General features: G+C 67.5%; 19 protein-coding genes. 12 read left to right on the top strand and 7 right to left on the bottom strand.

What is annotated here, in order from left to right; all coding sequences use genetic code 11:
- Positions 1 to 12: 12 nt before the first annotated feature.
- Entirely contained in the window at positions 13 to 1,989 is a 1,977-nt protein-coding gene (locus tag ABD017_RS09595) for a M1 family aminopeptidase (RefSeq protein ID WP_343882535.1), read from the bottom strand.
- Positions 1,990 to 2,258: 269 nt separating this feature from the next.
- On the opposite strand from ABD017_RS09595, the gene ABD017_RS09590 reads away from it, so the two are divergent.
- Genes ABD017_RS09590 through ABD017_RS09580 form a run of 3 tightly spaced genes read left to right on the top strand, consistent with a single transcriptional unit; the run spans position 2,259 to position 6,113 of the window.
- Positions 2,259 to 4,040, top strand: coding sequence for a sensor histidine kinase (locus tag ABD017_RS09590; RefSeq protein WP_343882534.1), 1,782 nt, complete (start codon positions 2,259 to 2,261; stop codon positions 4,038 to 4,040).
- 9 nt (positions 4,041 to 4,049) lie between these two features.
- The gene (locus ABD017_RS09585) at positions 4,050 to 4,496 is read left to right on the top strand and encodes a response regulator (RefSeq protein ID WP_343882532.1); all 447 of its coding nucleotides are present in this window, start codon (positions 4,050 to 4,052) and stop codon (positions 4,494 to 4,496) included.
- Positions 4,497 to 4,538: 42 nt separating this feature from the next.
- Positions 4,539 to 6,113: a response regulator gene (locus tag ABD017_RS09580; protein ID WP_343883078.1), complete on the top strand. Its 1,575-nt coding sequence runs from the start codon at positions 4,539 to 4,541 to the stop codon at positions 6,111 to 6,113.
- 161 nt (positions 6,114 to 6,274) lie between these two features.
- Here ABD017_RS09580 and ABD017_RS09575 read toward each other — a convergent pair whose 3' ends face one another.
- Both ABD017_RS09575 and ABD017_RS09570 read right to left on the bottom strand, forming a co-directional pair.
- Positions 6,275 to 7,663, bottom strand: coding sequence for a sigma-54-dependent transcriptional regulator (locus ABD017_RS09575; protein WP_343882530.1), 1,389 nt, complete (start codon positions 7,661 to 7,663; stop codon positions 6,275 to 6,277).
- A 53-nt stretch (positions 7,664 to 7,716) separates the two neighbouring features.
- Positions 7,717 to 9,366, bottom strand: coding sequence for a sensor histidine kinase (locus tag ABD017_RS09570; protein WP_343882529.1), 1,650 nt, complete (start codon positions 9,364 to 9,366; stop codon positions 7,717 to 7,719).
- Between the two features lie 225 nt (positions 9,367 to 9,591).
- On the opposite strand from ABD017_RS09570, the gene ABD017_RS09565 reads away from it, so the two are divergent.
- From ABD017_RS09565 to ABD017_RS09545, 5 genes are all read left to right on the top strand, one after another.
- Positions 9,592 to 10,683 (top strand): mechanosensitive ion channel family protein, encoded by a 1,092-nt coding sequence (locus ABD017_RS09565; protein WP_343882528.1) that lies wholly within the window; start codon positions 9,592 to 9,594, stop codon positions 10,681 to 10,683.
- A gap of 215 nt (positions 10,684 to 10,898) precedes the next feature.
- Positions 10,899 to 12,059, top strand: coding sequence for an ADP-forming succinate--CoA ligase subunit beta (gene sucC / locus ABD017_RS09560; RefSeq protein ID WP_343882527.1), 1,161 nt, complete (start codon positions 10,899 to 10,901; stop codon positions 12,057 to 12,059).
- A gap of 97 nt (positions 12,060 to 12,156) precedes the next feature.
- The gene (gene sucD, locus ABD017_RS09555) at positions 12,157 to 13,029 is read left to right on the top strand and encodes a succinate--CoA ligase subunit alpha (protein ID WP_343882526.1); all 873 of its coding nucleotides are present in this window, start codon (positions 12,157 to 12,159) and stop codon (positions 13,027 to 13,029) included.
- A 297-nt stretch (positions 13,030 to 13,326) separates the two neighbouring features.
- Entirely contained in the window at positions 13,327 to 13,680 is a 354-nt protein-coding gene (locus ABD017_RS09550) for an endonuclease domain-containing protein (RefSeq protein WP_343882525.1), read from the top strand.
- A gap of 86 nt (positions 13,681 to 13,766) precedes the next feature.
- Complete coding sequence (locus ABD017_RS09545; RefSeq protein WP_343882524.1) at positions 13,767 to 15,518, top strand: NAD+ synthase; 1,752 nt, start codon at positions 13,767 to 13,769, stop codon at positions 15,516 to 15,518.
- 268 nt (positions 15,519 to 15,786) lie between these two features.
- Here ABD017_RS09545 and ABD017_RS09540 read toward each other — a convergent pair whose 3' ends face one another.
- Positions 15,787 to 16,641 (bottom strand): outer membrane protein assembly factor BamD, encoded by an 855-nt coding sequence (locus tag ABD017_RS09540; protein ID WP_343882523.1) that lies wholly within the window; start codon positions 16,639 to 16,641, stop codon positions 15,787 to 15,789.
- 70 nt (positions 16,642 to 16,711) lie between these two features.
- Between ABD017_RS09540 and rluD the strand changes: the two genes are divergently transcribed.
- The 3 genes from rluD to pgeF all read left to right on the top strand — a co-directional run bounded on the left by rluD (position 16,712) and on the right by pgeF (position 19,990).
- The gene (gene rluD / locus ABD017_RS09535; protein WP_343882522.1) at positions 16,712 to 17,686 is read left to right on the top strand and encodes a 23S rRNA pseudouridine(1911/1915/1917) synthase RluD; all 975 of its coding nucleotides are present in this window, start codon (positions 16,712 to 16,714) and stop codon (positions 17,684 to 17,686) included.
- Positions 17,687 to 17,763: 77 nt separating this feature from the next.
- Positions 17,764 to 19,182, top strand: a complete 1,419-nt coding sequence (locus ABD017_RS09530) for a hypothetical protein (RefSeq protein WP_343882521.1) — start codon at positions 17,764 to 17,766, stop codon at positions 19,180 to 19,182.
- A gap of 49 nt (positions 19,183 to 19,231) precedes the next feature.
- Positions 19,232 to 19,990: a peptidoglycan editing factor PgeF gene (gene pgeF / locus ABD017_RS09525; protein WP_343882520.1), complete on the top strand. Its 759-nt coding sequence runs from the start codon at positions 19,232 to 19,234 to the stop codon at positions 19,988 to 19,990.
- A gap of 15 nt (positions 19,991 to 20,005) precedes the next feature.
- Here the strand turns inward: pgeF and otsA are convergent, their stop codons facing one another.
- The 3 genes from otsA to otsB are packed head-to-tail and all read right to left on the bottom strand — an operon-like array spanning position 20,006 to position 24,052.
- Positions 20,006 to 21,430, bottom strand: coding sequence for an alpha,alpha-trehalose-phosphate synthase (UDP-forming) (gene otsA, locus ABD017_RS09520; RefSeq protein WP_343882519.1), 1,425 nt, complete (start codon positions 21,428 to 21,430; stop codon positions 20,006 to 20,008).
- Positions 21,430 to 23,250, bottom strand: coding sequence for a glycoside hydrolase family 15 protein (locus ABD017_RS09515; RefSeq protein ID WP_343882518.1), 1,821 nt, complete (start codon positions 23,248 to 23,250; stop codon positions 21,430 to 21,432). Before ABD017_RS09515 ends, otsA begins: the two co-directional genes overlap by 1 nt.
- Entirely contained in the window at positions 23,210 to 24,052 is an 843-nt protein-coding gene (gene otsB / locus ABD017_RS09510) for a trehalose-phosphatase (RefSeq protein WP_343882517.1), read from the bottom strand. The genes ABD017_RS09515 and otsB overlap by 41 nt, the downstream gene beginning before the upstream one ends.
- A gap of 156 nt (positions 24,053 to 24,208) precedes the next feature.
- Here otsB and clpB point away from each other — a divergent pair, with 156 nt between their 5' ends.
- Positions 24,209 to 26,809, top strand: a complete 2,601-nt coding sequence (gene clpB / locus ABD017_RS09505) for an ATP-dependent chaperone ClpB (RefSeq protein WP_343882516.1) — start codon at positions 24,209 to 24,211, stop codon at positions 26,807 to 26,809.
- The last annotated feature ends 52 nt before the right edge of the window (positions 26,810 to 26,861 follow it).

Genomic DNA, 26,861 nt, shown 5'->3' with positions numbered 1-26,861 from the left:
CGGGATGACGATCTAAGGCATCGCCACCGTGTTGTTGTCGCGCTGCACGTCCGGCAGCGCATGCGCCGGATCGATGCTGACGGACTTCACCGCGCGCGTGCCATCCACGTGCACGACGTAGCGGCGATGTTGCTGCCAGGTTTCCCAGGGCACGCGCACCTGCTGTTTGCTGCCGTCGTCGTAGACCACTTCCAGTGTGGCTGGCAGCACCAGCTTGCCCAGGTTGGCCACGGTCACGTCGAGACCCTTGCGGTAGTCGCCACCGGTGTACGCCAGCTTCTGCAGCGCCAGGTCGAAGGTCCAGTTGTGCTGGAACCAGCCGCGCCAGAACCAGCCCAGGTCCTCGCCGGTTTCGCTTTCCATGAAGCGGAAAAAATCCGACGGGCTGGGGTGTTTGTACGCCCAGGCGGCGATGTAGCGGCGGAACGCGGGGTCGAACCGCTCCCGCCCGATGATCTGCTCGCGCAGCAGCACCATGCCGAAGGCGGCCTTGAAGTAGGTGATCGGGTGGCGGTATTTCTCCGGCACCATGTCGGCGCCGATCAGCAGCGGCGGCGCATCGGCGTCCATCATCACCTTGGCGATCTCGTCGGCGGGATTGCCGCCGCCGGGCGCGTATTCGCCGTCGCGCTTGGGCGCGTATTCGCCGTGGTTGAAGGCGTCGTCCTCGTACACGTCGATGAAGGTGTTGAAGCCTTCGTCCATCCACGCGTCGCGCCGCTCGTTGCTGCCCACGATCATCGGAAACCAGATGTGGCCGATCTCGTGCGCGATCACCATGTGCAGGTCCTTGCCCTTCGCCTCCTTGTCGTCGAACGTGATGCCGGGGTATTCCATGCCGCCGGCGGTACCGGCCTCGTTGATCGCCACCGGCCACGGGTACGGATACCACTGCTTCGAGAAATACTCGGTGGACGCCTTGAGGAATTCGGTGGCCCGGCCCCAGGCCTGCGGGCCCGCGCTCTCCACCGGATACACCGACATCGCCAGCGCGGTCCTGCCTTCGGGCAGGTTGATGCGTGCCGCGTCCCAGACGTAGGCGGCGGAAGCGCCGAAGGCTACGTCGCGGGTGTTCTGCATGCGGAAGCGCCAGGTCAGCGTGCCGCTCTGCTTTGGACGGCTGGACGGCTGAACGACTTCGGCGGGCGTGCGGATCATCACCGTCTTGTCGCTGTGCCGTGCCTGCTGCAGGCGCTTCTGCTGCGTCGCCGTCAGGACGTCTTCGGGGTTGAGCAGCTCGCCGGCGCCGGCCACGATCATGTTCCACGGCACGGTGATGGCGTAGTCGAAATCGCCGTATTCCAGGTAGAACTCGCTGTTGAGGTAGGGCGCGGTGTCCCATCCGCGCAGGTCGTCGTAGACCGCCATGCGCGGATACCACTGCGCGATCTCGAAGATGTCGCCGTTCCTGCTGGGGTTCACGTCCATGCGGCCGCCGAATTCGCCCGGCACGGTGAAGCTCCACGCCACGTGCAGCCGCAGCTTGCCGCCATGGCCTTGCAGCGCGTCCGGCAGGCGCACCTGCATGCGCGTATCGGAAACCACCCACTTCACCGATTGCCGGTGGCCGCGAGCGTCCTCCACGGCCACCGACTCGATCCGGTAGCCGTCGGTGAATTCGGTGGGAAAGGCGTCGCCGGTGAACGCACCGCGCGCATCGCGGCGGTAGCGGTTCTGGTCCAGTTGCAGCCACAGCACGTCGAGCGCGTCGGGGCTGTTGTTGGTGTAGATGATCACTTCGCTGCCGGTGAGCTTGCGGCTGGCCGGATCGAGCGTGGCGTCGATGCGGTAGTCGGCACGGTTCTGCCAGTACGCCGGCCCGGGCAGGCCGCTGGCCGAGCGGTAGGCCGTCGCCGGCTGCGGGTAGTTGAACGGTGCGAACGCTTGCTGCGGATTGAACACGGCGCCCGCGGCCGCCGCGGCCATCGCGGGCAGGGCCAGGCACAGCAGCGCAGCGCCGATCAGGGTGCGCGCGGTGGATCGGATCATGGCGGCCTCGATAACGGATGAAACAAGGCAGGCATGTTATCCGGTGACCTCGCCGGTGCCGCCAGGTCCCGGCGCGCGGTTGCCCGCCGATCACATCGTGCCGGCTCGAATGCGGTATGTTTCCCCGCCGAATCAATGCCATGCGATGGACATGCGATACTCCGGACGCTCGCGTCCAGGCGCCATCCCCGTTGCTGGACAGCCCGAAAAAGCATGCAAGAATGAAGGATATTTTTTCTCCAGCAGGCCTTGCCGGCGATGCAAGCCCCATGAAATTCAACGGTATCGTGCGCTGGCGCACCGTCGGCCTGTTGCTGGCGATGATCATCATCGTGGGCCTGCCGTACGTGGTGACGCTGTCCGGTCAGCGCGACACGGTGCGCGCCAATGCCTGGGTCATTCATTCCAACGCGATCAAGGCGCTTACCTACAAGATCGCCTACGCGGTGCATGACAGCGAGGCGGCCAGCTACCGCCTGCTGGCGGGCGACGCCACCGACGCGGTGCGCCGGCGGGCAGCCAGGGCGGCCGATGAGGTGGGCGAATCGCTGCGGGCGCTGCGCGCCATGACGCGCGACAACCCCGAGCAGCAGGCGCTGGTCAGTTCGCTGGAAAGCAGCGTCAGCGGTCGCATCGCCTTGATGACCCAGGCGCAGACACGGTTGGGCAAGGGCGACACCGCCGGTGCGCGGCAATCGCTGCGCGACGGCGATGACTTGTTCGAGATGAACGAGCAGATCGGCGCCATCGTGGCCAACGAGGACGACCTGCTGGCCGAACGGCAGCGTCTCGCCAACGACCAGGCGGCCACCGGCCGTGCCGTGCTGACGATCACCGCGCTGGCCCAGCTGGTGCTGCTGGCGATCATCGTGATCATGTCCGAGCGGCAGATCGGCCAGCGGCGACTGGCGGAAACGCGCGAGGGCCGGGCGGTGCTGCGTTCGCAACTGATCTTCCAGGCCGTGCGCGAGCCGATCGCCCTGTTCGACGAGGATCTGAAAAGCCTGCTGGTGAACAACGCCTTCAGCGAGCTCTACGGCATGGGTGCGAACCAGCGCTCGCTGCCGCTGGCGCAGATCGGCGAGGGCGCGTGGCACGACAGCGTGCTGCTGCAGCGGCTCAAGGACGTTCTGCTGCGCGACCGCGAGCTGTGGGACTACGACATGATCCAGCGCACCGTCGACGGCATGGACCGCCACGTGGTGGTCAACGCGCGCCGCCTGCAGAAGCTGGACACCGACGCGCCCACGCTGCTGCTGACGGTCAGCGACGTCACCACCCGCGCGCTGGCCGAGCAGCAGGTGAACGACCTCAACCGCCAGCTGGAAGGCAAGGTGGCGCAGATTTCCGACGTCAACCGCGAGCTGGAGGCGTTCAGCTACTCGGTGTCGCACGACCTGCGCGCGCCGCTGCGGCACATCTCCGGTTTCGCCCGCAAGCTGGAGCAGCACCTGGGCGACCGGGTGGACGAGAAGGCCAGCCACTACATTGAGGTCATTGGCAGCTCGGCGCAGCGCATGGCGCTGCTGATCGACGACCTGCTGGTGTTTTCCCGGCTGGGACGCGGCGCGCTGCGACTGCAGGCGGTGGACATGCAATCGCTGGTGGAGGAGGCCAGCGCGCTGGCCGAATCGGGCGTGCAGGACCGGCGCATCGTGTGGACCATCAAGCCGCTGCCGATGGTCATCGGCGACGAGAACATGCTGCGTACCGTATGGCAGAATCTGCTCGGCAACGCGGTCAAGTACACCAGCCAATGCGAGGTGGCGCAGATCGAGGTGAGCGCCACCCAGAGCCGCCAGGGCGAGTACGAATTCACCGTGAGCGACAATGGCGCCGGCTTCGACATGCAATACGCGGACAAGCTCTTCGGCGTGTTCCAGCGCCTGCACCGCGCTTCCGAATTTCCGGGCAACGGCATCGGGCTGGCCAACGTGCGCCGCATCGTGGCGCGCCATGGCGGCCGCGTCTGGGCCGAGGCCGAACCCGGGCGCGGAGCCCACTTCCACTTTTCGTTGCCGGCCACCGATCTGGCCGGTTCACATACCTGAGACCGAAACATGAACAAGAAAGACCTGCGCACCATCCTGCTGGTTGAGGACAGCGCCGCGGATGCGGAAATGGCGATGGACGCGCTGGGCGAGGCGCATCTGGCCAACCCGGTGGTGCACGTGGAAGACGGCGTGGAATGCCTGGACTACCTCTACGCGCGTGGTGCCTGGGCCTCGCGCGAACCCGGCGATCCGGCGGTGGTGCTGCTGGACATCAAGATGCCGCGCATGAATGGCCTGGACGTGCTCACCCAGATGCGCAACGACGAGCAGCTGCGGCGCATCCCGGTGGTGATCCTGTCCTCGTCGCGCGAGGAAAGCGACCTGGCGCGCAGCTGGGACCTGGGCGCCAACGCGTACGTGATCAAGCCGGTCGACGTGGACCAGTTCTTCGAGGCGGTGCGCACGCTGGGCCAGTTCTGGGCCGTGCTGAACCAGGCGCCCGAGCAGGAATGAGCGCCGACGCACGCACCGGCGCGGATTGACAGGATGAAGACCATGGCGGAGAGCACCAAGCCGAACCGACAGCCGCCCAGCCTGCCCGTCGTTCGCGTGCTGCAGGTCGAGGACAACCAGCTCGATGCCGAGCTGGTGCTGGCCGAGCTCGACGACGACGGCCTTTCCTACGAAGTGCTGCTGGTCGACGACGAGGCGCGCTACAGCGCCGCCCTGCGCGACTTCAAGCCGCATATCGTGCTGTCGGACCTCAGCCTGCCGGGCTTCTCCGGCCAGCACGCGCTGGAGCTGCTGCGCCGGCACGACGAGGATCTGCCCTTCATCTTCGTCTCCGCCACGCTGGGCGAGGAGGCGGCCATCGAGGCGCTGCGCAACGGCGCCACCGACTACATCCTGAAACAGAACCCGGCCCGGCTGGCCAGCGCCGTGCGTCGCGCGCTGGCCGAGGCCGAGGCGCGCCGGGCCAGCCGCCGCGCCGAGGCCGAACTGATCCGCGCGCAGCGCTTCGAAAGCCTGGCCATGCTGGCCGGCGGCCTCAGCCACGACCTGCGCAACCTGCTGCAGCCGCTGCTGCTGGCCGGCGACAGCCTGCAGGACTACCAGGACGACCCGCGCCTGGCGCGGCTGGGCAAGCTGGTACGCGACTGCGGCAAGCGCGGCCTGGACATGGTGCAGTCGATGCTGTCGTTCGCGCGCGGCGCCCGCCGCGCCGAACAGGTGCGGCTGGGCGAACTGTTCAACGCGCTCGACCTGCTGATGCAGGGCAGCGTGCCCCGTTCGGTGGCGATGGAACTGGCCATCGACGATCCGGAGCTGTCGTTCGAGGGCAACCACACCGAACTGCAGCAATGCCTGCTCAACCTGTGCCTCAACGCCATCCAGGCCATGCCCGATGGCGGCAAGCTGCGCATCGAAACCAGCCAGGCCGAACTTCCGCCGGACTTTTTCCTGGCCGGCGAACAGCCGCATTCGGGCCGTTACCTGCGCATCAGCGTGATCGACAGCGGCCCGGGCATGGACAGCGCCGTGCTGGAGCATCTGTTCGAGCCGTTCTTCACCACCAAGGAAACCGGCACCGGCCTGGGCCTGATGTCGTGCAAGCGCATCGTGGGCAGCCACGGCGGCGTGATGCGGGTGGACAGCGTGCCGGGCCGTGGCACCCGGTTCGACCTCTACATTCCGCTGAAGGAACTGATCGCTGACGCCGATCAGGCGCTGGAGGAGGATCTGGACGGCGCCGCCGAGAGCGTGCTGGTGGTGGTGGAGGAGGCAGGCCAGCTGTCGCTGCTGGTCGACACCCTCGACGCCTACGGCTACGAGGCGCACGCCAGCCAGAGCGGCACCGCCGCCCTGCAATGGATCGAAGCCTGTGGCCTGCCCAACCTGGTCGTGCTCGACGCCGACATGAACCTGTTCACCGGCGTGCGCACCCTGGCCGCGCTGATCGACCACGGCTACACCGGCGCGGTCATCCTGCTGGCACGCCCCGATGCACCGCCAGACCCGAATGAACTGCCGCCGCTGGAGAACCTTTTCGTGGTCGACAAGCCTGTGGTGACGCAGGTACTGCTGCGTACCTTGCGCAAGGCGCTGGACGCGAACACCGCCTCCGAGTGACAGCAAACCCTTGGCTCCTCCCCCGGCACGCAGGGGGAGGTTGGGAGGGGGTTGCGCGGGCTGGCGGGAAGATCACAAGCGACCCTCCCCAGCCCTCCCCTGCAAGCAGGGGAGGGAGCAAAGCGATGGGCTTGGGCTCCTTCCCCTGCGTGCTGCGCGCCTCAGTCGATGCCCAGCTTCTTCAGCTTGTAGCGCAGCGCGCGGAAGGTGATGCCCAGTTTCCGCGCGGCGGCGGTCTTGTTGTAGCGCGATTCCTCCAGCGCCTTGATGATGGCGGTGCGCTCGAGGTTGCTGATGTAGTCGTCCAGGCCACCGTCGGTGGCGTCGACCGTGGGCGATGGCGCCGGGTTGGTGGCCGGCTCCGCCGGGTCGCGGTTCTGGCGGGCGGTGCGCTGCGGCAGCATCAGGTCGGCCGCGTCGATGCGCTCGCCGTCGCACATGGCCATCGCGCGCTCCAGGATGTTTTCCAGTTCGCGCACGTTGCCGGGGAAATCGTAGGCTTCCAGCGCCTGCTTCGCCTCGGGCGACAGTTGCCCGACGCTGTCGCCGTTCTTGCCGGCCAGCGCCTTCAGGATGAAGGCCGACAGTTGCGGCACGTCGCCGCGGCGCTCGCGCAGCGGCGGCACACGCAGTTCGATCACGTTGATGCGGTAGAACAGGTCCTGCCGGAACTGGCCCTGCTCGACCAGCTGGCCCAGGTTCTTGTGGGTGGCCGAGAGGATGCGCACGTCCACCGGGATCTCGTCGCGGCCGCCGATGGCGCGGACGGCTTTTTCCTGGATCGCGCGCAGCAGTTTGACCTGCATGTGCAGCGGCAGCTCTGCCACTTCATCGAGAAACAGCGTGCCGCCCTGGGCGGCCTGGAACAGGCCTTCCTTGTCGGCGGCGGCGCCGGTGAAGCTGCCCTTGCGGTGGCCGAAGAACTCGCTTTCCATCAGCTCGGACGGGATCGCGCCGCAGTTGACCGGGATGAACGGGCCGGCCGCGCGCGGGCCCTGCTCGTGGATCAGCCGCGCCACCAGTTCCTTGCCCACGCCCGATTCGCCGGCGATGTACACCGGTGCCTGGTTGCGTGCCAGCTTGGCGATGGTGGTGCGCACCTGCTGCATGGCGGGCGAGTCGCCGATCAGGCGCGAGCCGAAATCGCCGGCCTTGGCGGTGCCGCCGCCGTTGCGCTTTTCCTCGGCCAGGCGCAATGCGGTGCGCACCAGCCCGCGCAACATCTGGATGTCCACCGGCTTGGACACGAAGTCGAAGGCGCCGGCTTTCAGCGCGGTCACTGCCGCGTCGACGTTGCCGTAGGCGGTGATCATCGCCACCGGCGTGTCGGGGCAGGTCTCGGCGATCAGTTCGATGATCTCCTGGCCGTTGCCGTCGGGCAGCCGCATGTCGGTGAAGCAGAGGTCGTAGGTGCGTTCGGCCAGCGCGCGGCGCGCGTCGGCGACGGTGCCTACGGCGTCGACCTGCAGGTCCATCCGGCCCAGCGTGATGGTCAGCAGTTCGCGGATATCGCGTTCATCGTCGATGACCAGAACGGTCTGTGCAGTCATGGGCTTCTTGCTTGGCAACGGTGCTGTGCAGGTTACTAGGGCAGGGCGAAAGGTCAACGCGTGGCGGTGCGATCGGCGGCTTCCGCGTCCGCCGGACTGCGCGCAGGCGGCGTCAGCAACAGCCGGAAGCAGCTGCCGCCGCCGGGCACGCGCACGTATTCCAGCGCGGCCTGGTTGGCGTCGCTCATCTGCCGCGCCAGGTACAGGCCCAGGCCGGTGCCGTATTCGTGGGTGGTGTAGAACGGCTCGAAAATCTGCGCGGCCACTTTCGGCGCGATACCGGGGCCGCGGTCGATCACTTCCAGGATCGGCACGCCGTGCTCGCCGTGGCGCGCCACCACAAGCACGCGTGCGGGCTGGCCCGGCATGCGGCCGTAGCGCAGGGCGTTCTGCACCAGGTTCCAGATCACCTGCTGCAGTTGCTGCGGATCGGCCACGGCGGCCACTTCGGTGTCGCTGTTGGTCACCGCGCGCAAGCTGTCGGCGCCGATGTCGTTGCCTTGCTTGTATTCCTCCACGAACGCCTGCGCCCAGCGGCCCAGGTCCAGCGTTTCCGGCCGCGAGCGCTCGCGCCGCGACAGCTGCAGGATGTTCTCGATGATCTCGTTGAGGCGGATGCAGTGGTTGTTGATGATCTCGACCATGCGCTGGTCGGTGCTGTCCATGCTTTTCGATTCGGCCAGCAGCTGTGCGGAGTAGCGGATGGCCGCCAGCGGGTTGCGGATCTCGTGCGCGATGGAGGCCGACAGCCGCCCCAGCGAGGTCAGCGTGAGCTCCTCGGCGCGGCGCGACAGCAGCGAGGTGTCGTCCAGGAAGATCAGCACGTGGGAGTCGTCGTTAGGCGCCAGGCGCGAGAAGCGCGGCACCACCTCGGGCACGCCGTCGGCCAGCTGGGTGGCGGTTTCGTCCAGCTTGCCCGAGGTCATCCAGTGATACAGGCGGCGCGACAGCTCCGGCGCCAGCTGGCCCAGGTCGCGCTGGTCGGCGCCGGGGTTGCCCAGCAGCATCCAGGCCGATTCGTTGATCTGGTGGATGCGGTTGGCGTCGTCCACCAGCAGCACGCCGGTCTTCATGCGGCGGATGATCAGCTCGTTGACCTGCGCCAGGTTGGCCAGGTCGGTGCTGCGCTGCTCGGCCAAGGCCTCGGTGGCACGCAGTTGCCGCCCCAGCACGTGGCACAGCGTGGTGGTGGCGAAATACGCCAGGCCGAACAGCGCCGCCTCCAGCAGGTCGCGATCGCTGGAGCCGGCCTGGGTGGTGTCCAGCAGGGTGTGGCCAAGCGTGCCCAGCGTGGCCAGCGCCGCGAAGAAGCTGGACAGGCGCAGCGGCAGGATCAGGGCGCCCGCGCTGAGGTTCACCGCCAGCATCATCGCGATGCCGATATGCGCGTCGCGCATGGCGGTGATCGCCAGCAGCGCGCCGCCGATGTCCACCACCAGCGACGCCGACACCGCGAGCCGCGCGTAGGGCAGGCTGCGCCGGTTCAGCAGCAGCGACACCAGCGCGAACAGCAGGTAGGCCTCGGCCACGTGGCGGGCGAAAGCGGGGTCGGGCACGTCGGGCCAACCCAGTCCCGCGGGGCTGAAGGCGAGCCCCACGTAGACCAGCGCCTGGACCAGCCGGAAAACGTTGAGAAAGGTGAGCTCGTTGTAGAAAGTCTTGGCGGGCCCGCCGGAGGCGGACAAAAGCGACGTGCTGGACATGCGCAAGACACCCCGGGGCAGTGGCGCGAGTATAAGCGTCGCGCGCCGGGCGCGCAGTGCGTTGGACAGGGTTTTCCGCAGCTGTCGCGTGCGCCGGCGAACGCCGCCGGCCGCGCGGCGGGTTGAGGCATTGGCAGGCATTTGCGAGCATGGCCGCCTGCGAAACCGCATGCCGTGTCTGATCCGGCCGTTCCGAATCCCACTCCCCGAACAAGGTAGAACGCCATGCACGACTGGCTTTCAGGGCATCAGTTTTTCCACGTCCCGGTACTGCGCTGGGCCTATGCCGCGCTGGTGGCGCTGGGCGGTTTCCTGCTGACGCACGGCTTTCTGCGCGCGCTGTCGACCCGCATGCGCAAACTGGCCGAGCGCACCGGCAATACCGCGCTGACGATCATGGCCTCGGTGCTGAAGCTGACCAGCGCCACCCTGCTTTTCGTGCTTTTCGTGCTGATCGGCCTGTACGTGCTGCAGCCGTCGCCGTCGGTGACGCGCTGGCTCGACAGCCTGGTGTTTCTGGTCGTCGGCCTGCAGGTGGGGCTGTGGGCCAGCCACGCGATCCGCGCGTGGACGGCCAGCAGCCTGAGCCGCACCGATGCCGGCGCGGGCAACCCGGTGGTGATGGCGATGCTGAGCTGGTTTGCGCGCACCATGGTCTGGGCGCTGCTGCTGCTTGCTGTGCTCGACAACGTGGGCGTCAACGTGACCGCGTTCGTGGCCAGCCTGGGCATCGGCGGCGTGGCGGTCGCGTTGGGTCTGCAGAACGTGCTGAAGGATCTGTTCGCCTCGCTGGCGATCGGCCTGGACAAGCCGTTCGAAATCGGCGAATTCATCCACTTCGGCGATTTCCTGGGAACGATCGTGCACGTGGGCATCAAGACCACCCGCATCCGCTCCCTGAGCGGCGAGGAGATCAGCATCAGCAATTCGATGCTGCTGGACCAGACCATCCGCAACTACAGCCGCATGCAGACGCGCCGCATCGTGTTCGGCTTCGGCTTGCCGATCGACACGCCGCGCGAGAAGGTGCAGCAGGTGATCGACGCGGTGCGCGAGGTGGTCAGCGCCGCGCAGAACACCCGGCTGGACCGCGCGCACTTCCAGCGGTTCGGGCCCAGCTCGCTGGATTTCGAGGTGGTGCACATCGTGCAGAGCCCCGACTACAACGTCTACATGGATATCCAGCAAGGCATCAACCTGGCGCTGATGGAACGGCTGGAGGCGCTGGATCTGGCCTTCGCGGTGCCCGTACGCACCCTGCGCGCGGACAGTGCGGTCGGCGTGCGGTTGCCTGCCGACGAGGGCTCGGCGGCGTAGGCCTTGCACCTGGCCAGATGCCGTGCGAACCGGCGCCGGGCCTCGTTTTGGGTGCTGCCCTTTCCATTGCGGCCCCCATCCGCGAAAATGGCGGGCCGAATCGCGTGGATTTTGCCTCTTTCGTGGCAGAAAGCTCCTCCCGCCTTCCGCCTTCATGACCCACGCAGCGGCACCGTGTGCGGCCACCATGTTCCCCCGTTCGCTCGAGGTATCGAATGAATTTCCACGAATACCAGGCCAAAGAACTGTTCGCGCAATACGGCATCGCCGTGCCGCCGGGCAAGGTCGCCAACTCCCCCGACGCTGCCGTCGATGCCGCCAAGGCACTGGGTGGCAAGCAATGGATGGTCAAGGCGCAGATCCATGCCGGCGGCCGCGGCAAATCCGGCGGCGTGAAGTTCTGCCGCAGCTTCGACGAGGTGCACGCCGCCGCCAAGGCGATGCTGGGCACCAACATGGAAACCTACCAGTCGGCCGGCCGCGCGCTGCCGGTGAACCTGGTACTGGTGACCGACGCCACCGACATCGCCCGCGAGCTGTACCTGTCGATCCTGGTGGACCGCGATTCCAAGGCCGTCTCGTTCATCGCCTCCAAGCACGGCGGCGTGGACATCGAGCAGGTGGCCCGCGACACGCCCGAGGACATCCACACCATCGTGGTCGACTTCGTCGAAGGCCTGCAGCCGTACCAGTGCCGCCAGCTGGGCTTCGCGATGGACCTCACCGCCAAGCAGGTCAACCAGCTGACCAAGATCATGCTGGGCCTGTACAAGCTGTTCAATGAGCAGGACCTGGCCCTGGTCGAGCTGAACCCGCTGGCCGTGCTGGAAGACGGCAACCTGGCCGCGCTGGACGGCAAGGTCAACTCCGACGACAACGCCGAGTTCCGCCACCCGAACCTGGCCGCGATGCGCGACCTCACCCAGGAAGACGCGGCCGAAGCGGCCGCCGTGAAGTACAACCTCAACTACGTGACCATGGACGGCTCGATCGGCTGCATGGTCAACGGCGCCGGCCTGGCCATGGCCACCATGGACGTGATCAAGCTGGCCGGCGGCGAGCCGGCCAACTTCCTCGACGTGGGCGGCGGCGCCACCAAGGAGCGTGTGACCGAGGCGTTCAAGCTGATCCTGTCCTCGGACAAGGTGAAGTGCATCCTGGTCAACATCTTCGGCGGCATCGTGCGCTGCGATCTGATCGCCGAGGGCATCATTGCCGCGGTGAAGGAAGTGGGCCTGACCATCCCGGTGGTGGTGCGCCTGCAAGGCACCAATGTCGACCAGGGCCGCGAACTGCTGGCCAACTCCGGCCTGGCGATCACGCCGGCGGATGATCTCAACGACGCGGCCCAGAAAGCCGTGGCTGCGGCCCAATAACCCTGTAGGAGCGCACCTTGCGCGCGATGCTTTCCGTCCACGTGACGACGAGCCATCGCGCACAAGGTGCGCTCCTACACGAATACAGGACATTCCCATGAGCGTTTTGGTCAACAAGAACACCAAGGTGATCGTGCAGGGCTTCACCGGCCAGCAGGGCACCTTCCATGCACAGCAGTGCCTCGATTACGGCACCCAGATCGTGGGCGGCGTGACGCCGGGCAAGGGCGGCTCCGAGCACATCGGCCTGCCGGTCTACAACGAAGTGGCCGAGGCGGTGCTGGAAACCGGCGCCGACGCGTCGGTGATCTTCGTGCCGCCGCCGTACGCGGCCGATTCCATCCTCGAAGCGATCGACGCCGGCATCAAGGTCATCGTGGCGATCACCGAGGGCATCCCCGTGCTGGACATGTTGCGCGTGAAGAACGTGCTGGCCCAGCACCCGGAAGTGGTGCTGATCGGGCCCAACTGCCCCGGCATCATCACCCCCGGCGAATGCAAGATCGGCATCATGCCCGGCCACATCCACAGCAAGGGCAAGGTCGGCGTGGTCTCGCGCTCCGGCACGCTCACCTATGAAGCGGTGTTCCAGACCACCAACGAAGGCCTGGGCCAGTCGACGGTGATCGGCATCGGCGGCGACCCGATCAACGGCCTCAACTTCATCGACTGCCTGAAGCTGTTCCAGGACGACCCGCAGACCGAAGGCATCATCATGGTCGGCGAGATCGGCGGCAGCGCCGAGGAAGACGCCGCCGAGTTCATCGGCGAATACGTCAAGAAGCCGGTGGTTTCCTTCATCGCCGGTGCGTCCGCCCCTCCGGGCAAGCGCATGGGCCACGCCGGCGCGATCATCTCCGGCGGCAAGGGCACCGCCGCGGCGAAATTTGCCGCGCTGGAAAAGGCCGGCGTCACCACGGTGAAGTCGCCGGCGGACCTGGGCAAGGCGCTCGCCAAGCTGATGAAGTAAGGCGCCTGGCACCTTGTCGACGAAAGGCCGCGCATCGCGCGGCCTTTTGTTTTGGAGCGTGCCCCCATCCGCCCTGTCGGGCACCTTCCCCCGCAGGCGGGGGAAGGAAGCTGGCTGTTTCGGGGAGGTCCGATCGCTTCCTTCCCCCGTGCAACGGGGGAAGGTGCCCGACAGGGCGGATGGGGGCGCTTTCATCACCCGTCGCTGCATACCCACAACACCCACCGAAAAGCCCGCTACACCGACCCCGGCTCGTCTCGCCACACTCATCACTGGACGGCAGACAGTGAGCCACTCATGCGCGAGGGCACCAAGATCCACTTTGCGCGCCAGCTCCGACGCGAGATGACGACGGCGGAACGCTATCTCTGGACGCGGCTGCGTCGCCGCCAATTGTCGGGCTGCCGCTTTCGTCGACAGCATCCACTCGGCCCTTACATCGCCGATTTCGTCTGTATCGAAAAGATGCTGGTCATCGAAATAGACGGCTCCCAGCACGGCGAGCCGGGTACCGACGCGCGCCGTGATGCATGGTTGCGGCATCAGGGTTTCAAGGTAATTCGCTGCTGGAATCACGATGTGGTCGACCGCACCGACCAGGTCCTGGCCTCAATTGCAGAGGCATTGGCCACCCCGCGTCCGGCCGGCTGATCGCCCGCACACAAGTGGACGGCTGCCTTCTTCCCCCGGCAGTTGAATTACCATGGCGGCCCCCTTCCCAAAGAATGTTTTTTGCCATGGCAAAGCTGCGTCTGGCATTGGCCCAGCAGGATTTTCCGGTCGGTGCGGTGGCTGCCAACGCGGATCGCGTGCGCCAGCTCGTCGCCGAGGCTGCGGCGGGCGGGGCGGCGCTGGTGGCGTTTCCGGAGCTGACCTTGAGCGGGTATCCGCCCGAGGATCTGCTGCTGCGGCCGAGTTTCCTGGCCGCCTGCGAGAGCGAACTTGCGGCGCTGGCCGCGCAGTCCGCTGACGTCGCCGTGCTGGTCGGGCATCCGCACAGCGAAGGCGAGGTGTTCAACGCGGCCAGCCTGTTGCGCCGGGGGCGCGTCGAGGCCGTCGCGCACAAGCAGGCGCTGCCGAACTACGGCGTGTTCGACGACATGCGCTATTTCCAGCCCGGCCACGAAACCGCCACGGCGGTGGTCGATGGCGTCACCGTGGGGCTGCTGATCTGCGAGGACGTCTGGCGCAGCGAACCGGCCGCGCAGGCGGCCGCCGCCGGTGCGCAATTGCTGCTCGTGATCAATGCCTCGCCTTGGGACGACGCCAAGCAGGCCGAGCGCGAGGCGGTGCTGGTGGCGCGCGCGCGGGAAACCGGCTGCGCGATCGCCTACCTCAACCTGGTTGGCGGCCAGGACGAGGTGGTCTACGACGGCGCCTCGATCCTGGTGAACGGCGACGGCTCCATCGCGGCACGGGCACCGGCCTTTGTCGATGCCCTGCTGTGGGCGGAATTCGATGCCGATACGCGCACCCTGGCCGCGCACGACTGGCCGCTCGCCGCCGATGCCGGGGCCGACGCCACGTTGTATCGCGCCCTGGTGCGCGGCATTCGCGACTACATCGACAAGAACGGTTTCCCCGGCGTGCTGCTGGGCCTGTCCGGCGGCATCGATTCCGCGCTGACACTGGCGCTGGCGGTGGATGCCTTGGGCGCCGACCGCGTCACCGCGGTGATGATGCCCACGCGCTATACCTCGCAGCTGTCGCTGGACGGCGCGCGGATGCAGGCCGAACGGCTCGGCGTGGCGTACCACGTGATCTCGATCGAGGCCACGTACGAGTCCTTCATGGGTGCGCTGGCCCCGGCCTTCGCCGGCAAGAGCGCCGACACCACCGAGGAAAACCTGCAATCGCGCACCCGCGGCGTGATGCTGATGGCGCTGTCCAACAAACACCGCCAACTGCTGCTGGCCACCGGCAACAAGAGCGAGATGGCGGTGGGCTACGCCACGCTCTACGGCGACATGTGCGGCGCCTACGCACCGCTGAAGGACGTGTACAAGACGGTGGTGTACCGGCTGGCGCGGTGGCGCAACGGAGCGGGGAACGGGGAACGGGGAACGGGGAACGTGAGCGATCCAAGACTATCTGGTGGACGCGCTTCGGATGCAGATCCCAGTCGGGATGTTATGGGTCGCATCGCCGCCGATGTTCCCCGTTCCCCGTTCCCTGTTCGCTGCTCCTGGATCATCCCTCCGGAAGTCATCGACCGCCCACCGTCCGCCGAGCTGCGCGACAACCAGACCGATCAGGATTCGCTGCCCGCGTACGACGAGCTGGATGGCATCCTCAACCGCTTCATCGAACGCGAGCAATCGCAGGCGGAGATCGTGGCGCAAGGTTTCGACGCCGACACCGTGCATCGCGTGGTGCGCCTGGTGCTGGCCAACGAGTTCAAGCGCCGCCAGTCCGCGCCGGGCCCGCGGGTGACTACGCGGGCGTTCGGAAGGGAGCGGAGATATCCCATCACTTCCGGATGGAAGTGATAAAACACATAAAACCGATCAAGCCTCGTACCTGACGATCGCGATCACGCCCATGGATCGCACCCGCCCACCGCGATCGCTCCCTCTCCCCCGCGGGGAGAGGGTTGGGGAGAGGGGGCCGGTGCTTGCCAAAAGCTCCACAAAAACCAGCTTTCCTGAAAACCAAGTGCCTGACCGGCTCTCGCTGCCGGAACACCCACGAACCCCCGCTCACGCGCACAAAAAAACCGGCCAAACGCCGGTTTTTTTCTTCACCCAAACCCCCCGCTCAATGATGCCCCGAAAACGGCACCATCTTGCGCAGCGTGGACGGCGGATGCGGCCACTTGGGGTCGTCCAGGTACGGATGGTCGGGGTAGTTCAGCGCCAGCACCTTGCGCACCTGCTCGCCCTGTTCCTTCTGGTCCATCGACAGATAGCTGCGCGCGAGGATGGCCAGCGCATCGCCGGTCTGCGGTGCCTGCTGGTAGTGCTCGATCACGTACTGGGCGCGATCGGCCGATGCCACGTACGCCTTGTTGCGCAGGTAGAACTCGGCCACGTTGATCTCGTACTGGGCCAGCACGTTGCGCAGGTAGATCATCCGCTGGCGCGCGTCGGCGGTATAGGCGCTGTCGGGGAAACGGCGCGCCAGTTCGGAGAAATCGTCGAACGCCTGCAGGTTGTAGGCCTGGTCGCGCCGCGATTGCTGGTCGCTGCGCTTGAGCAGGCGCTCGATCGCGCCGCCGGTGCGATCGAAATTGATCAGGCCGCGCAGGTAATAGGCATAATCGACGTGCTTGTTGGTCGGATACGTCTTGATGAAGCGGTTTACCGTCGAGATCCCGTCGTCGGGGCGGTTGGCCTTGTACTGCGCATAGGCCAGTTCGAGCTGCGCCTGCTCGTTGTACACGCCCGAGGGGAAACGTGCGATCAGGCGCTCGTAAGCCTTGCCGGCGGCGGCGTAGTCGGCCTTTTCCAGCGACTCGTGCGCCTTGTTGTACAGCGCGTCCACCGGCATCGTGTCGAGCGAGTTGTGCTTGTTGCGGAACATGGAGCACGCGCTCAGCGACACGACCACGGCGATCACCGCGAGCGCCTTCAGTACTGGCAGGTTGAACTTCGGCAGCTTCATTACGCGCATGGGAAGGAATTCAGATGTTTGATCGAAAAGGCATGATAGCGGAAACCGGCCCGACCCCGCGGAGCCCGGCGTGACCACCATCAGGCAGGAAGCGGCGGTGCCATTGACCGCCGCAGGACGCAGGTTCGACCAGGCCCTGGCCGAGATGTTCCCCGATTATTCGCGCTCGCGGCTCAGCGGCTGGATCAAGTCCGGCGCGGTGACGCTCGACGGCGCCACCGTGCCGCCGCGCCAGTTGCTGCGTGGCGGCGAGCAGGTGGTGCTGCAGGCGGAACTGGAGAACGAGGTCACCAGCGCGCCCGAGGACATCGCGCTGGACATCGTGCACCAGGACGAGCACCTGCTGGTGCTGAACAAGCCGGCCGGCCTGGTGGTGCATCCGGGCGCGGGCAACCCCGCCGGCACCTTGCTCAACGCGCTTCTGTTCCACGATCCCAGGCTGGCCGAACTGCCCCGCGCCGGCATCGTGCACCGGCTGGACAAGGACACCTCCGGCCTGATGGTGGTGGCGCGCACGCTGCCCACGTACACCGCGCTGGTCGATCTGTTGTCGCGCCACGAGGTCGAGCGCCAGTACGAGGCGGTGGTGCTGGGCACGATGGTGGCCGGCGGCACGGTGGATGAGCCGATCGGGCGCAGCATGGGCGACCGCCTGCGCCAGGCGGTGCGCGACGAGGAGGACGGCAAGCGCGCGGTCACCCATTACCGGCTGCGCGAACGCTTCCGCGCCCACAGCCTGGTGCAGTGCCAGCTGGAAACGGGCCGCACCCACCAGATCCGCGTGCACCTGGCGCATATCCAGCATCCGCTGGTGGGCGACCCGCTCTACGGCGGCGGACTGAAGCTGCCCAAGGGCGCGTCGGCGGAGCTGGCCGCCACGCTGCGCGGTTTTCGGCGCCAGGCGCTGCATGCCGAAAAACTCTCGTTCGTGCATCCGGCCACCGGCGAAGCCGTGTCCTTCCATGCCGACCGTCCCGCCGACCAGCAGTCGCTGATCGAGGCGTTGCGGGCGGACCTGGCCGAACACGGCTCGGACTACTACTGAAACCGGTGAGAAACCCAGGCGCGCCACCCTCTCCGATTCCCGATTCCAGACAGAATGACCGAACCCGGATTTCCCCATTGGCACAGCGCCTCTGGCGCACGCGGCAGGTACCGGAGCAGGCGGCCTTGACGACCGACATCGATCCAGTCGCCACGCGACCGCGCTGGTTCCTGCCCACGCTGTTCGTCATCGTCCTGCTGGGCCTGGCGTTGCGCTGGTGGACGGCGGTGGGCACGGACGTCGACATCCCCATTCGCAACGACGCCCGCGACTACGTGAGCTATGCGGCCAACCTCACGTTGGATGGCGTGTATTCGTCCGATCCCCACGTGCTGGTCGGCCAGTTCAAGGGACGGGCGGTGCCGGATGCCAAACGCCCACCGGGTTATCCGTTGTTCCTGGCGGGCTTTTTCGATCTCGGCGACCTGGGCGGTTTCATCCATCGCGTGGTGGTTGCGCAGGCCTGGCTGGGCGCGCTGGTGGTGTGGTTCGCCGGTCTGCTGGCGGCGCGGTTGCTGGGGTGCCGGTGGGCGATCCCGGTGGCGCTGCTTGCCGCGCTCAGTCCGCACCTGGTGGTCTACGTGCCCTACCTGCTTACGGAAACGCCGTTCTCCCTCGCCCTGATGACTTTCGTGATGGCGGCGGCCTGCGGCCTGATGGCGTCGTCGCCGGGATGGCGGGTCACGTTGGTGCTGGTTGCGGGCCTTTGCCTGGGCATGGCCTGCCTGCTGCGACCCACGCTGGACCAGTTGGCCTGGGCGGTGTCGGCGCTGGTGCTCGTGGTGCCCGCCTGGCGGCGCCAGTGGATGATCGCGCTGGTGTTCGTGCTCGGTTTCGTCACCGTGATGGGGCCGTGGTGGCTGCGAAATACCCAGGTTGCGCACCAGAAACAGTCGCATGCGATGGCGGTGACGATCCATCAGGGCAGCTATCCGGACATGATGCGCGACGGCGATCCGGCGACCTTCGGCTACCCCTATCGCGGCGATCCCGCGGCCGCGCGGGCGGAATCGAGCGTGCACGCCGCGCTGGCTGACCTGGCCGGAAAGTTTCGTGCCCATCCGCTGCAGATGCTGCGCTGGTATCTCGTCGGCAAGCCGATGGCGTTGTTTGCCTGGAGCGAACAGAGCGGTTGGCGAAACCTGTTCGAGTATCCGCTGCATCGTTCGCCCTGGCTTTCCAGTGGCGGCCTGATCGTCCTGATGTCGGTGATGGTCGGGCTACATCCACTGCTGGTGCTGCTGGCGCTTGCCGGCAACGTGCTTGCCTTTGTGCCGGCGGCGTGCCGGTGGTTGCCACGGGCCGCCGTTACGGGGGTGCGGGTGGTGGCCTGGGTCCATGCCTATTTCCTGCTGGTGCATCTGGCGGCCTTGCCGTTGTCGCGCTACAGCGTTCCGTTTCGCCCGTTGACCTTTCTGCTGGCGATCTTCGCGCTGGCTTGTCTCGTTGCCTGGGTGCGGCAGCGGAAGGCTGGACATGCCGCAGCTGAGGCGTGAGCGGCACAGCGGTTTCAATGGTGTTTGCCGGCTCCGGTACCATGCCGCCATGAGCGAAGCCTGGATTTTCCCCGATTGGCCCGCACCGCCGCAGGTGCATGCGGCGGTGACCACGCGGCAGGGGCCGGGCGTGTCCGCCGCGCCGTTCGAGCGTTTCAACCTGGGCCTGCGCAATGGTGACGTGGCCGAGGCGGTGGCGACCAACCGTAGCGCCTTGCAACAGGCATTGGCATTGCCCTCGGCGCCGCGCTGGTTGCGCCAGGTGCACGGTACCGAGGTGGCTGAGCTGGGGCCGTTGCCCGGTGCAGGGGAGCCGGTGGCCGATGCGGCGGTAGCGCGGGTGCCCGGTACGGTGCTGGCCATCCTCACCGCCGATTGCCTGCCGGTGCTGTTCTGCGCCGCGGACGGGCGCGAGATCGCCGCCGCGCACGCGGGCTGGCGCGGCCTGGCCGGCGGCGTGCTGGAGGCCACGCTGGAGCAGATGGCCTCGCCGCGCGGCGACGTGCTGGCCTGGCTGGGGCCGTGCATCGGCGCGGCGTCGTACGAGGTGGGCGACGAGGTGCGCGCGGCGTTCGTGGCGCACGAGGCCGCCGCTTCGGCGTGTTTCGAACCGACGCGCCCCGGCCACTGGCTTTGCGACCTGGCGGCGCTGGCGCGCCGGCGTCTGCAGGCGGCCGGCGTGCGGAAGGTCAGCGGTGGCGGCTTCGACACCTTTGCCGACCCCCGCTTTTATTCGTACCGCCGCGACGCGGCGGGAAGCGGCCGTTTCGCCAGCCTGATCTGGCTGGCGCCGTCCCGGCGCGGCTGACGCGCCGGGCGTCGTTCAACCCAGCGTCTGGGCGATCCGCCGTTGCGCCACGGGGGCCTTCTCGGTCAGTGCGCTGAGGAAGGAGCGGCGCCAGAACGTGATGTCGTTGTGCTCCAGCACCTTCATCATCGCCCGCCAGCGTTCGCGCCGTTCCCGCAGCGGCATGTTGAGCGCACGCTGCAGCGCATCGGCCACCTCCTCGGTGTCGGCCGGGTTCACCAGCAGCGCGGTGGTGAGTTCCTGCGCGGCGCCGGCGAAGCGCGAGAGGATCAGCACGCCCGGGTCGTCGGGGTTCTGCGAGGCCACGTATTCCTTGGCCACCAGGTTCATGCCGTCGCGCAGCGGCGTCACCAAGCCGACGCGGGCGCTGCGGTAGTAGCCGGTCAGCAGGCGGTGCGGGAACGACTTGTTGATGTAGCGCAGCGGCGCCCAGTCCGGCGTGGCGTACTTGCCGTTGATGTGGCCGGCGCTGCGCTCCAGCTCGCGGCGGATCTGGCGGTATTCCAGCACGCTGCCGCGCGAGGGCGGCGCGATCTGCATGAAGGTGACCTGGCGGTGCAGTTGCGGCTCGCGTTCCAGCAGCCGGGCAAAGGCGTCGAAGCGCTGCGGCAGGCCCTTGGAATAGTCCAGCCGGTCCACGCCGATGATCAGCGCCCGGCCCTCCAGGCTGTTGCGCAGCTGGCCGATCTCCTTGTGCGATTCGGCGTGGCGGGCGATCTCAACGATGCCCGCGGTGTCGATGCTGATGGGGAAGGCCGCGGCGCGGAAGGTGCGCCCGCTGGCCGAGCGCATGCGCCCGCCCAGCCGCATGGAGGCGCCCGCCTCGTGCAGGAAATAATCCTCCAGCGCGCGCAGGTCGCGGGTGGTATGCACGCCGATGAGGTCGTAGCTGGCCAGGGTTTCCAGCAGCTCGCGATGATTGGGCAGGGCAATCAGCAGCCCAGCCGCGGGCAAGGGCGTGTGCAGGAAAAAGCCGATGCGGTTCTTGACGCCGCGCTTGCGCAGCATCGCCGCCAGCGGGATCAGGTGGTAATCGTGCACCCACAGCACGTCGTCGGGCGTGATCAGTTTGGCGAGGCGTTCGGCGAACAGTTCGTTGACCCGCAAATAGCCTTCCAGATGGCTGCGCTGGTAATCGACGATATCGGGCCGGTAATGCAGCATCGGCCACAGCGTGCCGTTGGCGAAGCCGGTGTAGAAGTCGTCGTGGTCGGCGCGCGAGAGGTCGATGGTGGCGTAGTCCACCTTGCCGTCGCGTACCCGGTGCAGCTGGGCACCGCTTTCGGCAGCCAGCTTGCCGCTCCAGCCGAACCACAGGCCACCGAGTTCGTGCAGCGCGGCCTGCAGTGCCGATGCCAGGCCGCCGGTGGCGGTCTGGCGCGGCAGGGCCACGCGGTTGGAGACCACCACCAGGCGGCCCTGAGGGTTGCGATCGGCCATCACAGGGCGTCCTCCCAGCGGCGCGACAGGCGCATGGCGGCCTGGATCAGCCCCACCAGCGAGTACGTCTGCGGATAGTTGCCCCAGTGCTCGCCGCTGTCGGGCGCCAGGTCTTCGGACAACAGCCCCAGCGCAGTGCGCTTCTTCAGCATGTGCTCGAACATCGCCCGCGCGCGGTCCTTGCGGCCGGTGGCGGCCAGCGCCTCGATGTACCAGAACGTGCAGATGTTGAAGCTGGTTTCCGGTGCGCCGAAATCGTCGGGGGCGATGTAGCGGAACAGGTATTCGCCGCGGCCCAGCGCCGCGCCGATGGCGTCCACGGTGGCGATGAAGCGCGGGTCCATCGGCTCGACGAAACCGATGTCGGCCAGCAGCAGCAGGCTGGCGTCCAGGTGCTTGCCGTCGTAGGCATCGACGAAATGGCCCAGCGCCGCGTTCCAGGCGCGTGCCTCGATGCGCGCGTGCAATTGCACCGCCTCCTCGTGCCAGTAGCGTGCGCGATCGTCCAGCCCCAGCTCGGTGGCGATGTGCGCCAGCCGGTCGCAGGCGGCCCAGCACATCGCGGCCGAGTAGGTGTGCACCGCGGCGCGGCCGCGGAATTCCCACAGCCCCGCATCCGGCTGCTCGGCGGTGCGCAGCGCCAGCGCGCCCATGCGCTCCAGCCGCTGGAAGGTGAGCTTGTCGCCGCGGTGTTCCAGCCGGCGATCGAAGAACAGCTGCGCCGAGGCCAGCACCACCGAGCCGTAGACATCGTTCTGCCGCTGCCGCCAGGCATCGTTGCCCACGCGCACCGGGCCCATGCCGCGGTAGCCGGCCAGGCTGGGCACCTGGCGCTCGGTCAGCTCGCGCTCGAAGGTGATGCCGAACACCGGGCCGATCTCCGCGTCGCCGGTTTCCGGGGCCGGTTGCGCGGCGATCAGGTTGAACACGTAGCGGATGTATTCCTCCATCGTGCGGGTGGCGCCCAGCCGGTTCAGCGCGCGCACGGTGAACGCGGCGTCGCGCAGCCAGCAGTAGCGGTAATCCCAGTTGCGCGCGGTGCCGGCCGATTCGGGGATGGACGTCGTCAGCGCGGCCACGATGGCGCCGGTGGCCTCGTACTGGCACAGCTTCAGCGTGATGGCGGCGCGGATCACCGCGTCCTGCCATTCGTACGGCACCGACAGGTAGCGCACCCACTCGCGCCAGTATTCCAGCGTGCGTTCCAGCATCAGGTGGAAGAACACCGTCGGGCTTTCGGTGAGGGTCTCGTCGGGGCCGAAGATGAAGTGGGCCGGACGGTCCAGCCCGAACGGCAGCCCGCGCTCGATCAACACCGTGGCCACGTCGCTGGTCAGCCGCTGCACCACGCTGCTCAGCAGGTAGCGGATGTGGTTGCTGCCCGAGGTGGTGGGCGCGGCGTAGGCGCCGTAATCGCACAGCGGGCGCAAGCGCACGCGGATGCGTGGCGAACCGCTGATCGGGCTGACCCTGCGCGCCAGCATCACCGGATGGTAGACGCGGCCGTTGGAGCGATGCCGGGGCGCGAAATCGATGATTTCCACGGCGTCGCCGTGGCGGCTGAAAAGGCGGGTGACCAGCACGGCCGTGTTCTGCAGGTAGTACTGCTCGGCGTGGTCGAAATCCTCCAGCTCGATCGCCCAGTCGCCGCCTTCGGTGGTGGGCGAGAGCAGCGCGCAGAAGCTGGCGTCGTCGTCGAAGCGGGGCAGGCAGCACCATACGATGCGCGCATGGCTGTCGATGAGGGCGGCAACGCTGCCGTTGCCGATGACGCCCAGCTCAAGGCTGGCGGGCGTCGTGACCTCCGGGGATTCGGGCATGGGTGGGGGTTCCTTGCATCAGTGCGTCCAGGACGCGATCCAGCCAAGCTTGCGTGGCGGCGGGGCCAGGCAATGTGAAACGGGCACGGGTGGGCTCGCGGTCACCCACGCGCACGCTGAGGCCGTGGCATTGGTTGATGCTGGCGAAGGCGTGCTCGTCGGTGAGGTCGTCGCCCAGGTAGATCGGCCGGCGGCCGCGGAAGGGATCGCTGTCCAGCAGCTCCAGCAGCGCCTTGCCCTTGTCCATGCCGGCGGGCTTGAACTCCAGCACCAGGTTGCCCGGCTGCAGTTCGTAGCCGGGCAACTGGGGCAGCAGGTCGATCGCCGCCGCCTGCAGCGGCGCGAACTGCGCCGGTGCGCGGCGGCAATGCAGGGCGATGCCGTTGTGCTTGTCCTCCCAGGTCACGCCTTCGAAACCGGCCGCCAGCGCCTGCGCGGCACGGCAGAGCTGCGCCTGCCGCGCGGGCGGGGTGGCGATCTCGCGGACGCTGCCATCGGCGCGGCGCAGCTGCAGCCCGTGCAGGCCGGCGGCCGCCCAGTGCGAGGCGCCGAAGATGCGGTCCAGGTCGGCCACGGCGCGCCCGCTGACCAGTGCCATCGCCCCGTCGAGCGCCTGGTGCAGCGCGTGCAGCAGCTCGCGCAAGGACGCGTCGGCGTGCACCGCCAGCGGGTCGTCGACGAAGTCGAGCAAGGTGCCGTCCACGTCCAGGAACAACGCCCAGGACGCATCGGCGGCAGGCAGGGGCGGTGGCGGAAGCGTGGCAGGTGGCGCGATCGCCGGATTGGGGGTCGCAGTCGACATCCGCATGACTCTAGCAAACCCGGCGTGAAAGGAATCTTGCGAACCGGGCGCCACTGCGACGAATCGTGCGCTGCGTCGCGCTTGAATCGCCGGGCTCCGTCCGCATGTCGCATGTCAGCGGCGCGCCTCGCGCCAACTTCGATGGTGGACATCACGATGCGAATGGACAAACTCACGTCGCGTTTCCAGCAGGCGCTGGCCGACGCCCAGTCGCTGGCCGTGGGCCGCGACAACAACATGCTCGAACCGGTGCACGTGATGGCCGCGCTGCTGGGCCAGCAGGGCGGCTCGACCGCGCCGCTGCTGACCCAGGCCCAGGTCAACGTGCCGATGCTCACCCAGCGCGTGAACGAGATGCTCGAGCGCCTGCCGCGGGTCAGCGGGCAGGAGGGCAACATCAACCTCGGCAACGACCTCAACCGCCTGCTCAACCTCACCGACAAGCTGGCGCAGCAGCGCGGAGACCAGTTCATCGCCAGCGAGCTGTTCGTGCTGGCGGCGCTGGAGGACAAGGGCGAGCTGGGCTCGGCGCTCAAGGCGGCCGGCGCGAACAAGGCGAATCTCGAGGCCGCCATCGAGAAGCTGCGCGGCGGCGAGAAGGTGCAGAGCGAGAACGCCGAGGAGCAGCGCCAGGCGCTGGAGAAATACTGCATCGACCTCACCGAGCGCGCCGAGCGCAACAAGCTCGACCCGGTGATCGGCCGCGACGAGGAGATCCGCCGCACCATCCAGGTGCTGCAGCGGCGCACCAAGAACAACCCGGTGCTGATCGGCGAGCCCGGCGTGGGCAAGACCGCGATCGTCGAGGGCCTGGCCCAGCGCATCGTCAAGGACGAGGTGCCCGAGGGCCTGCGCGGTCGCCGCGTGCTGGCGCTGGACATGGGCGCGCTGATCGCCGGCGCGAAATTCCGCGGCGAATTCGAGGAGCGGCTGAAAGCCGTGCTGAGCGACCTGGCCAAGCAGGAAGGCCGGGTGATCCTGTTCATCGACGAGCTGCACACGATGGTCGGCGCCGGCAAGGGCGAGGGCGCCATGGACGCCGGCAACATGCTCAAGCCGGCGCTGGCGCGCGGCGAGCTGCACTGCATCGGCGCCACCACGCTGGACGAATACCGCCAGTACATCGAGAAGGATGCCGCGCTGGAGCGGCGTTTCCAGAAGGTGTTCGTGGGCGAGCCCAGCGTCGAGGACACCATCGCCATCCTGCGCGGCCTGAAGGAGCGCTACGCGGTGCATCACGGCGTGGAGATCACCGACCCGGCGATCGTCGCCGCGGCCACCCTGTCCAACCGCTACATCGCCGACCGCCAGCTGCCGGACAAGGCGATCGACCTGATGGACGAGGCCGCCTCGCGCATCCGCATGGAGATCGACTCCAAGCCGGAGGAGCTCGACCGGCTGGAGCGTCGCCTGATCCAGCTGAAGATCCAGCGCGAGATGCTGAAGAAGGAAAAGGACGCCGAGTCGAAACAGCGCCTGGCCGACCTGGAAACCGACATCGACAAGCTGGAGCGCGAGTTCTCCGACTTGAACGAGGTGTGGAAATCCGAGAAGGCCGCGCTGCAGGGCACGACCAAGGTCAAGGAGCAGATCGAGCAGGCCAACCAGGAACTGGAAGCCGCTCGGCGCGCGCAGGATTACGCGCGCATGAGCGAGATCCAGTACGGCAAGCTGCCCGAACTGGAAAAGCAGCTCGCCGCGGCGCAGGCCGCCGAGACGCAGGATTTCAAACTGGTGCAGACCAGGGTCACTGCCGACGAAATCGCCGAGGTGGTCAGCCGCTGGACCGGCATCCCGGTCAGCAAGATGCTGGAGGGTGAGCGCGACAAGCTGCTGAAGATGGAAGACGAGCTGCACAAGCGCGTGGTCGGCCAGGACGAGGCAGTGCACGCGGTGGCCGATGCCATCCGTCGCTCGCGCGCGGGCCTGTCCGACCCCAACCGGCCGAACGGCTCGTTCCTGTTCCTGGGCCCCACCGGCGTGGGCAAGACCGAGTTGTGCAAGGCGCTGGCCGAATTCATGTTCGACACCACCGACGCGATGGTGCGCATCGACATGAGCGAGTTCATGGAGAAGCACTCGGTCTCGCGCCTGGTCGGCGCGCCTCCCGGCTACGTCGGCTACGAGGAGGGCGGCTACCTCACCGAGGCGGTGCGCCGCCGGCCGTACAGCGTGATCCTGCTGGACGAGGTGGAGAAGGCGCACCCGGACGTGTTCAACATCCTGCTGCAGGTGCTGGACGACGGCCGCCTCACCGATGGCCAGGGCCGCACCGTGGACTTCCGCAACACGGTGATCGTGATGACCTCCAACCTGGGCTCGCAGATGATCCAGGACGCGGCCGAAAGCGGCGGCGACGCGGAGGAGCAGTACACGCAGATGAAGGCCTCGGTGATGGGCGTGGTGCAGGCGCACTTCCGTCCCGAGTTCATCAACCGGCTGGACGAGATCGTGGTGTTCCGCCCGCTGGACAAGGCGCAGATCCGCGCCATCGCGAAGATCCAGCTGGAGTACCTGGAGAAGCGCCTGGCCGAGCGGCAGCTGAAGCTGGAGGTGGAGGACGACGCGCTGACCCTGCTCGGCAATGTCGGCTTCGACCCGGTCTACGGCGCGCGGCCGCTGAAGCGGGCGATCCAGCAGCAGCTGGAAAACCCGCTGGCCCGGCAGATCCTGCAGGGCCAGTTCCAGAGCGGCGACACCATCCGCGTCGCCGCCGAGGGAGGTCAGCTGGTGTTTCGCGGCAGCGGCCAGCCCTGAAGCGCGTGATCCCGCAAAGAAAAAACCCCGGACATGCCGGGGTTTTTTTCTT

It is taken from the genome of Rhodanobacter caeni, assembly GCF_039523575.1.
Taxonomy (GTDB): Bacteria; Pseudomonadota; Gammaproteobacteria; order Xanthomonadales; family Rhodanobacteraceae; genus Rhodanobacter; species Rhodanobacter caeni.
This window is presented reverse-complemented; position numbering and strand designations above follow the sequence as displayed.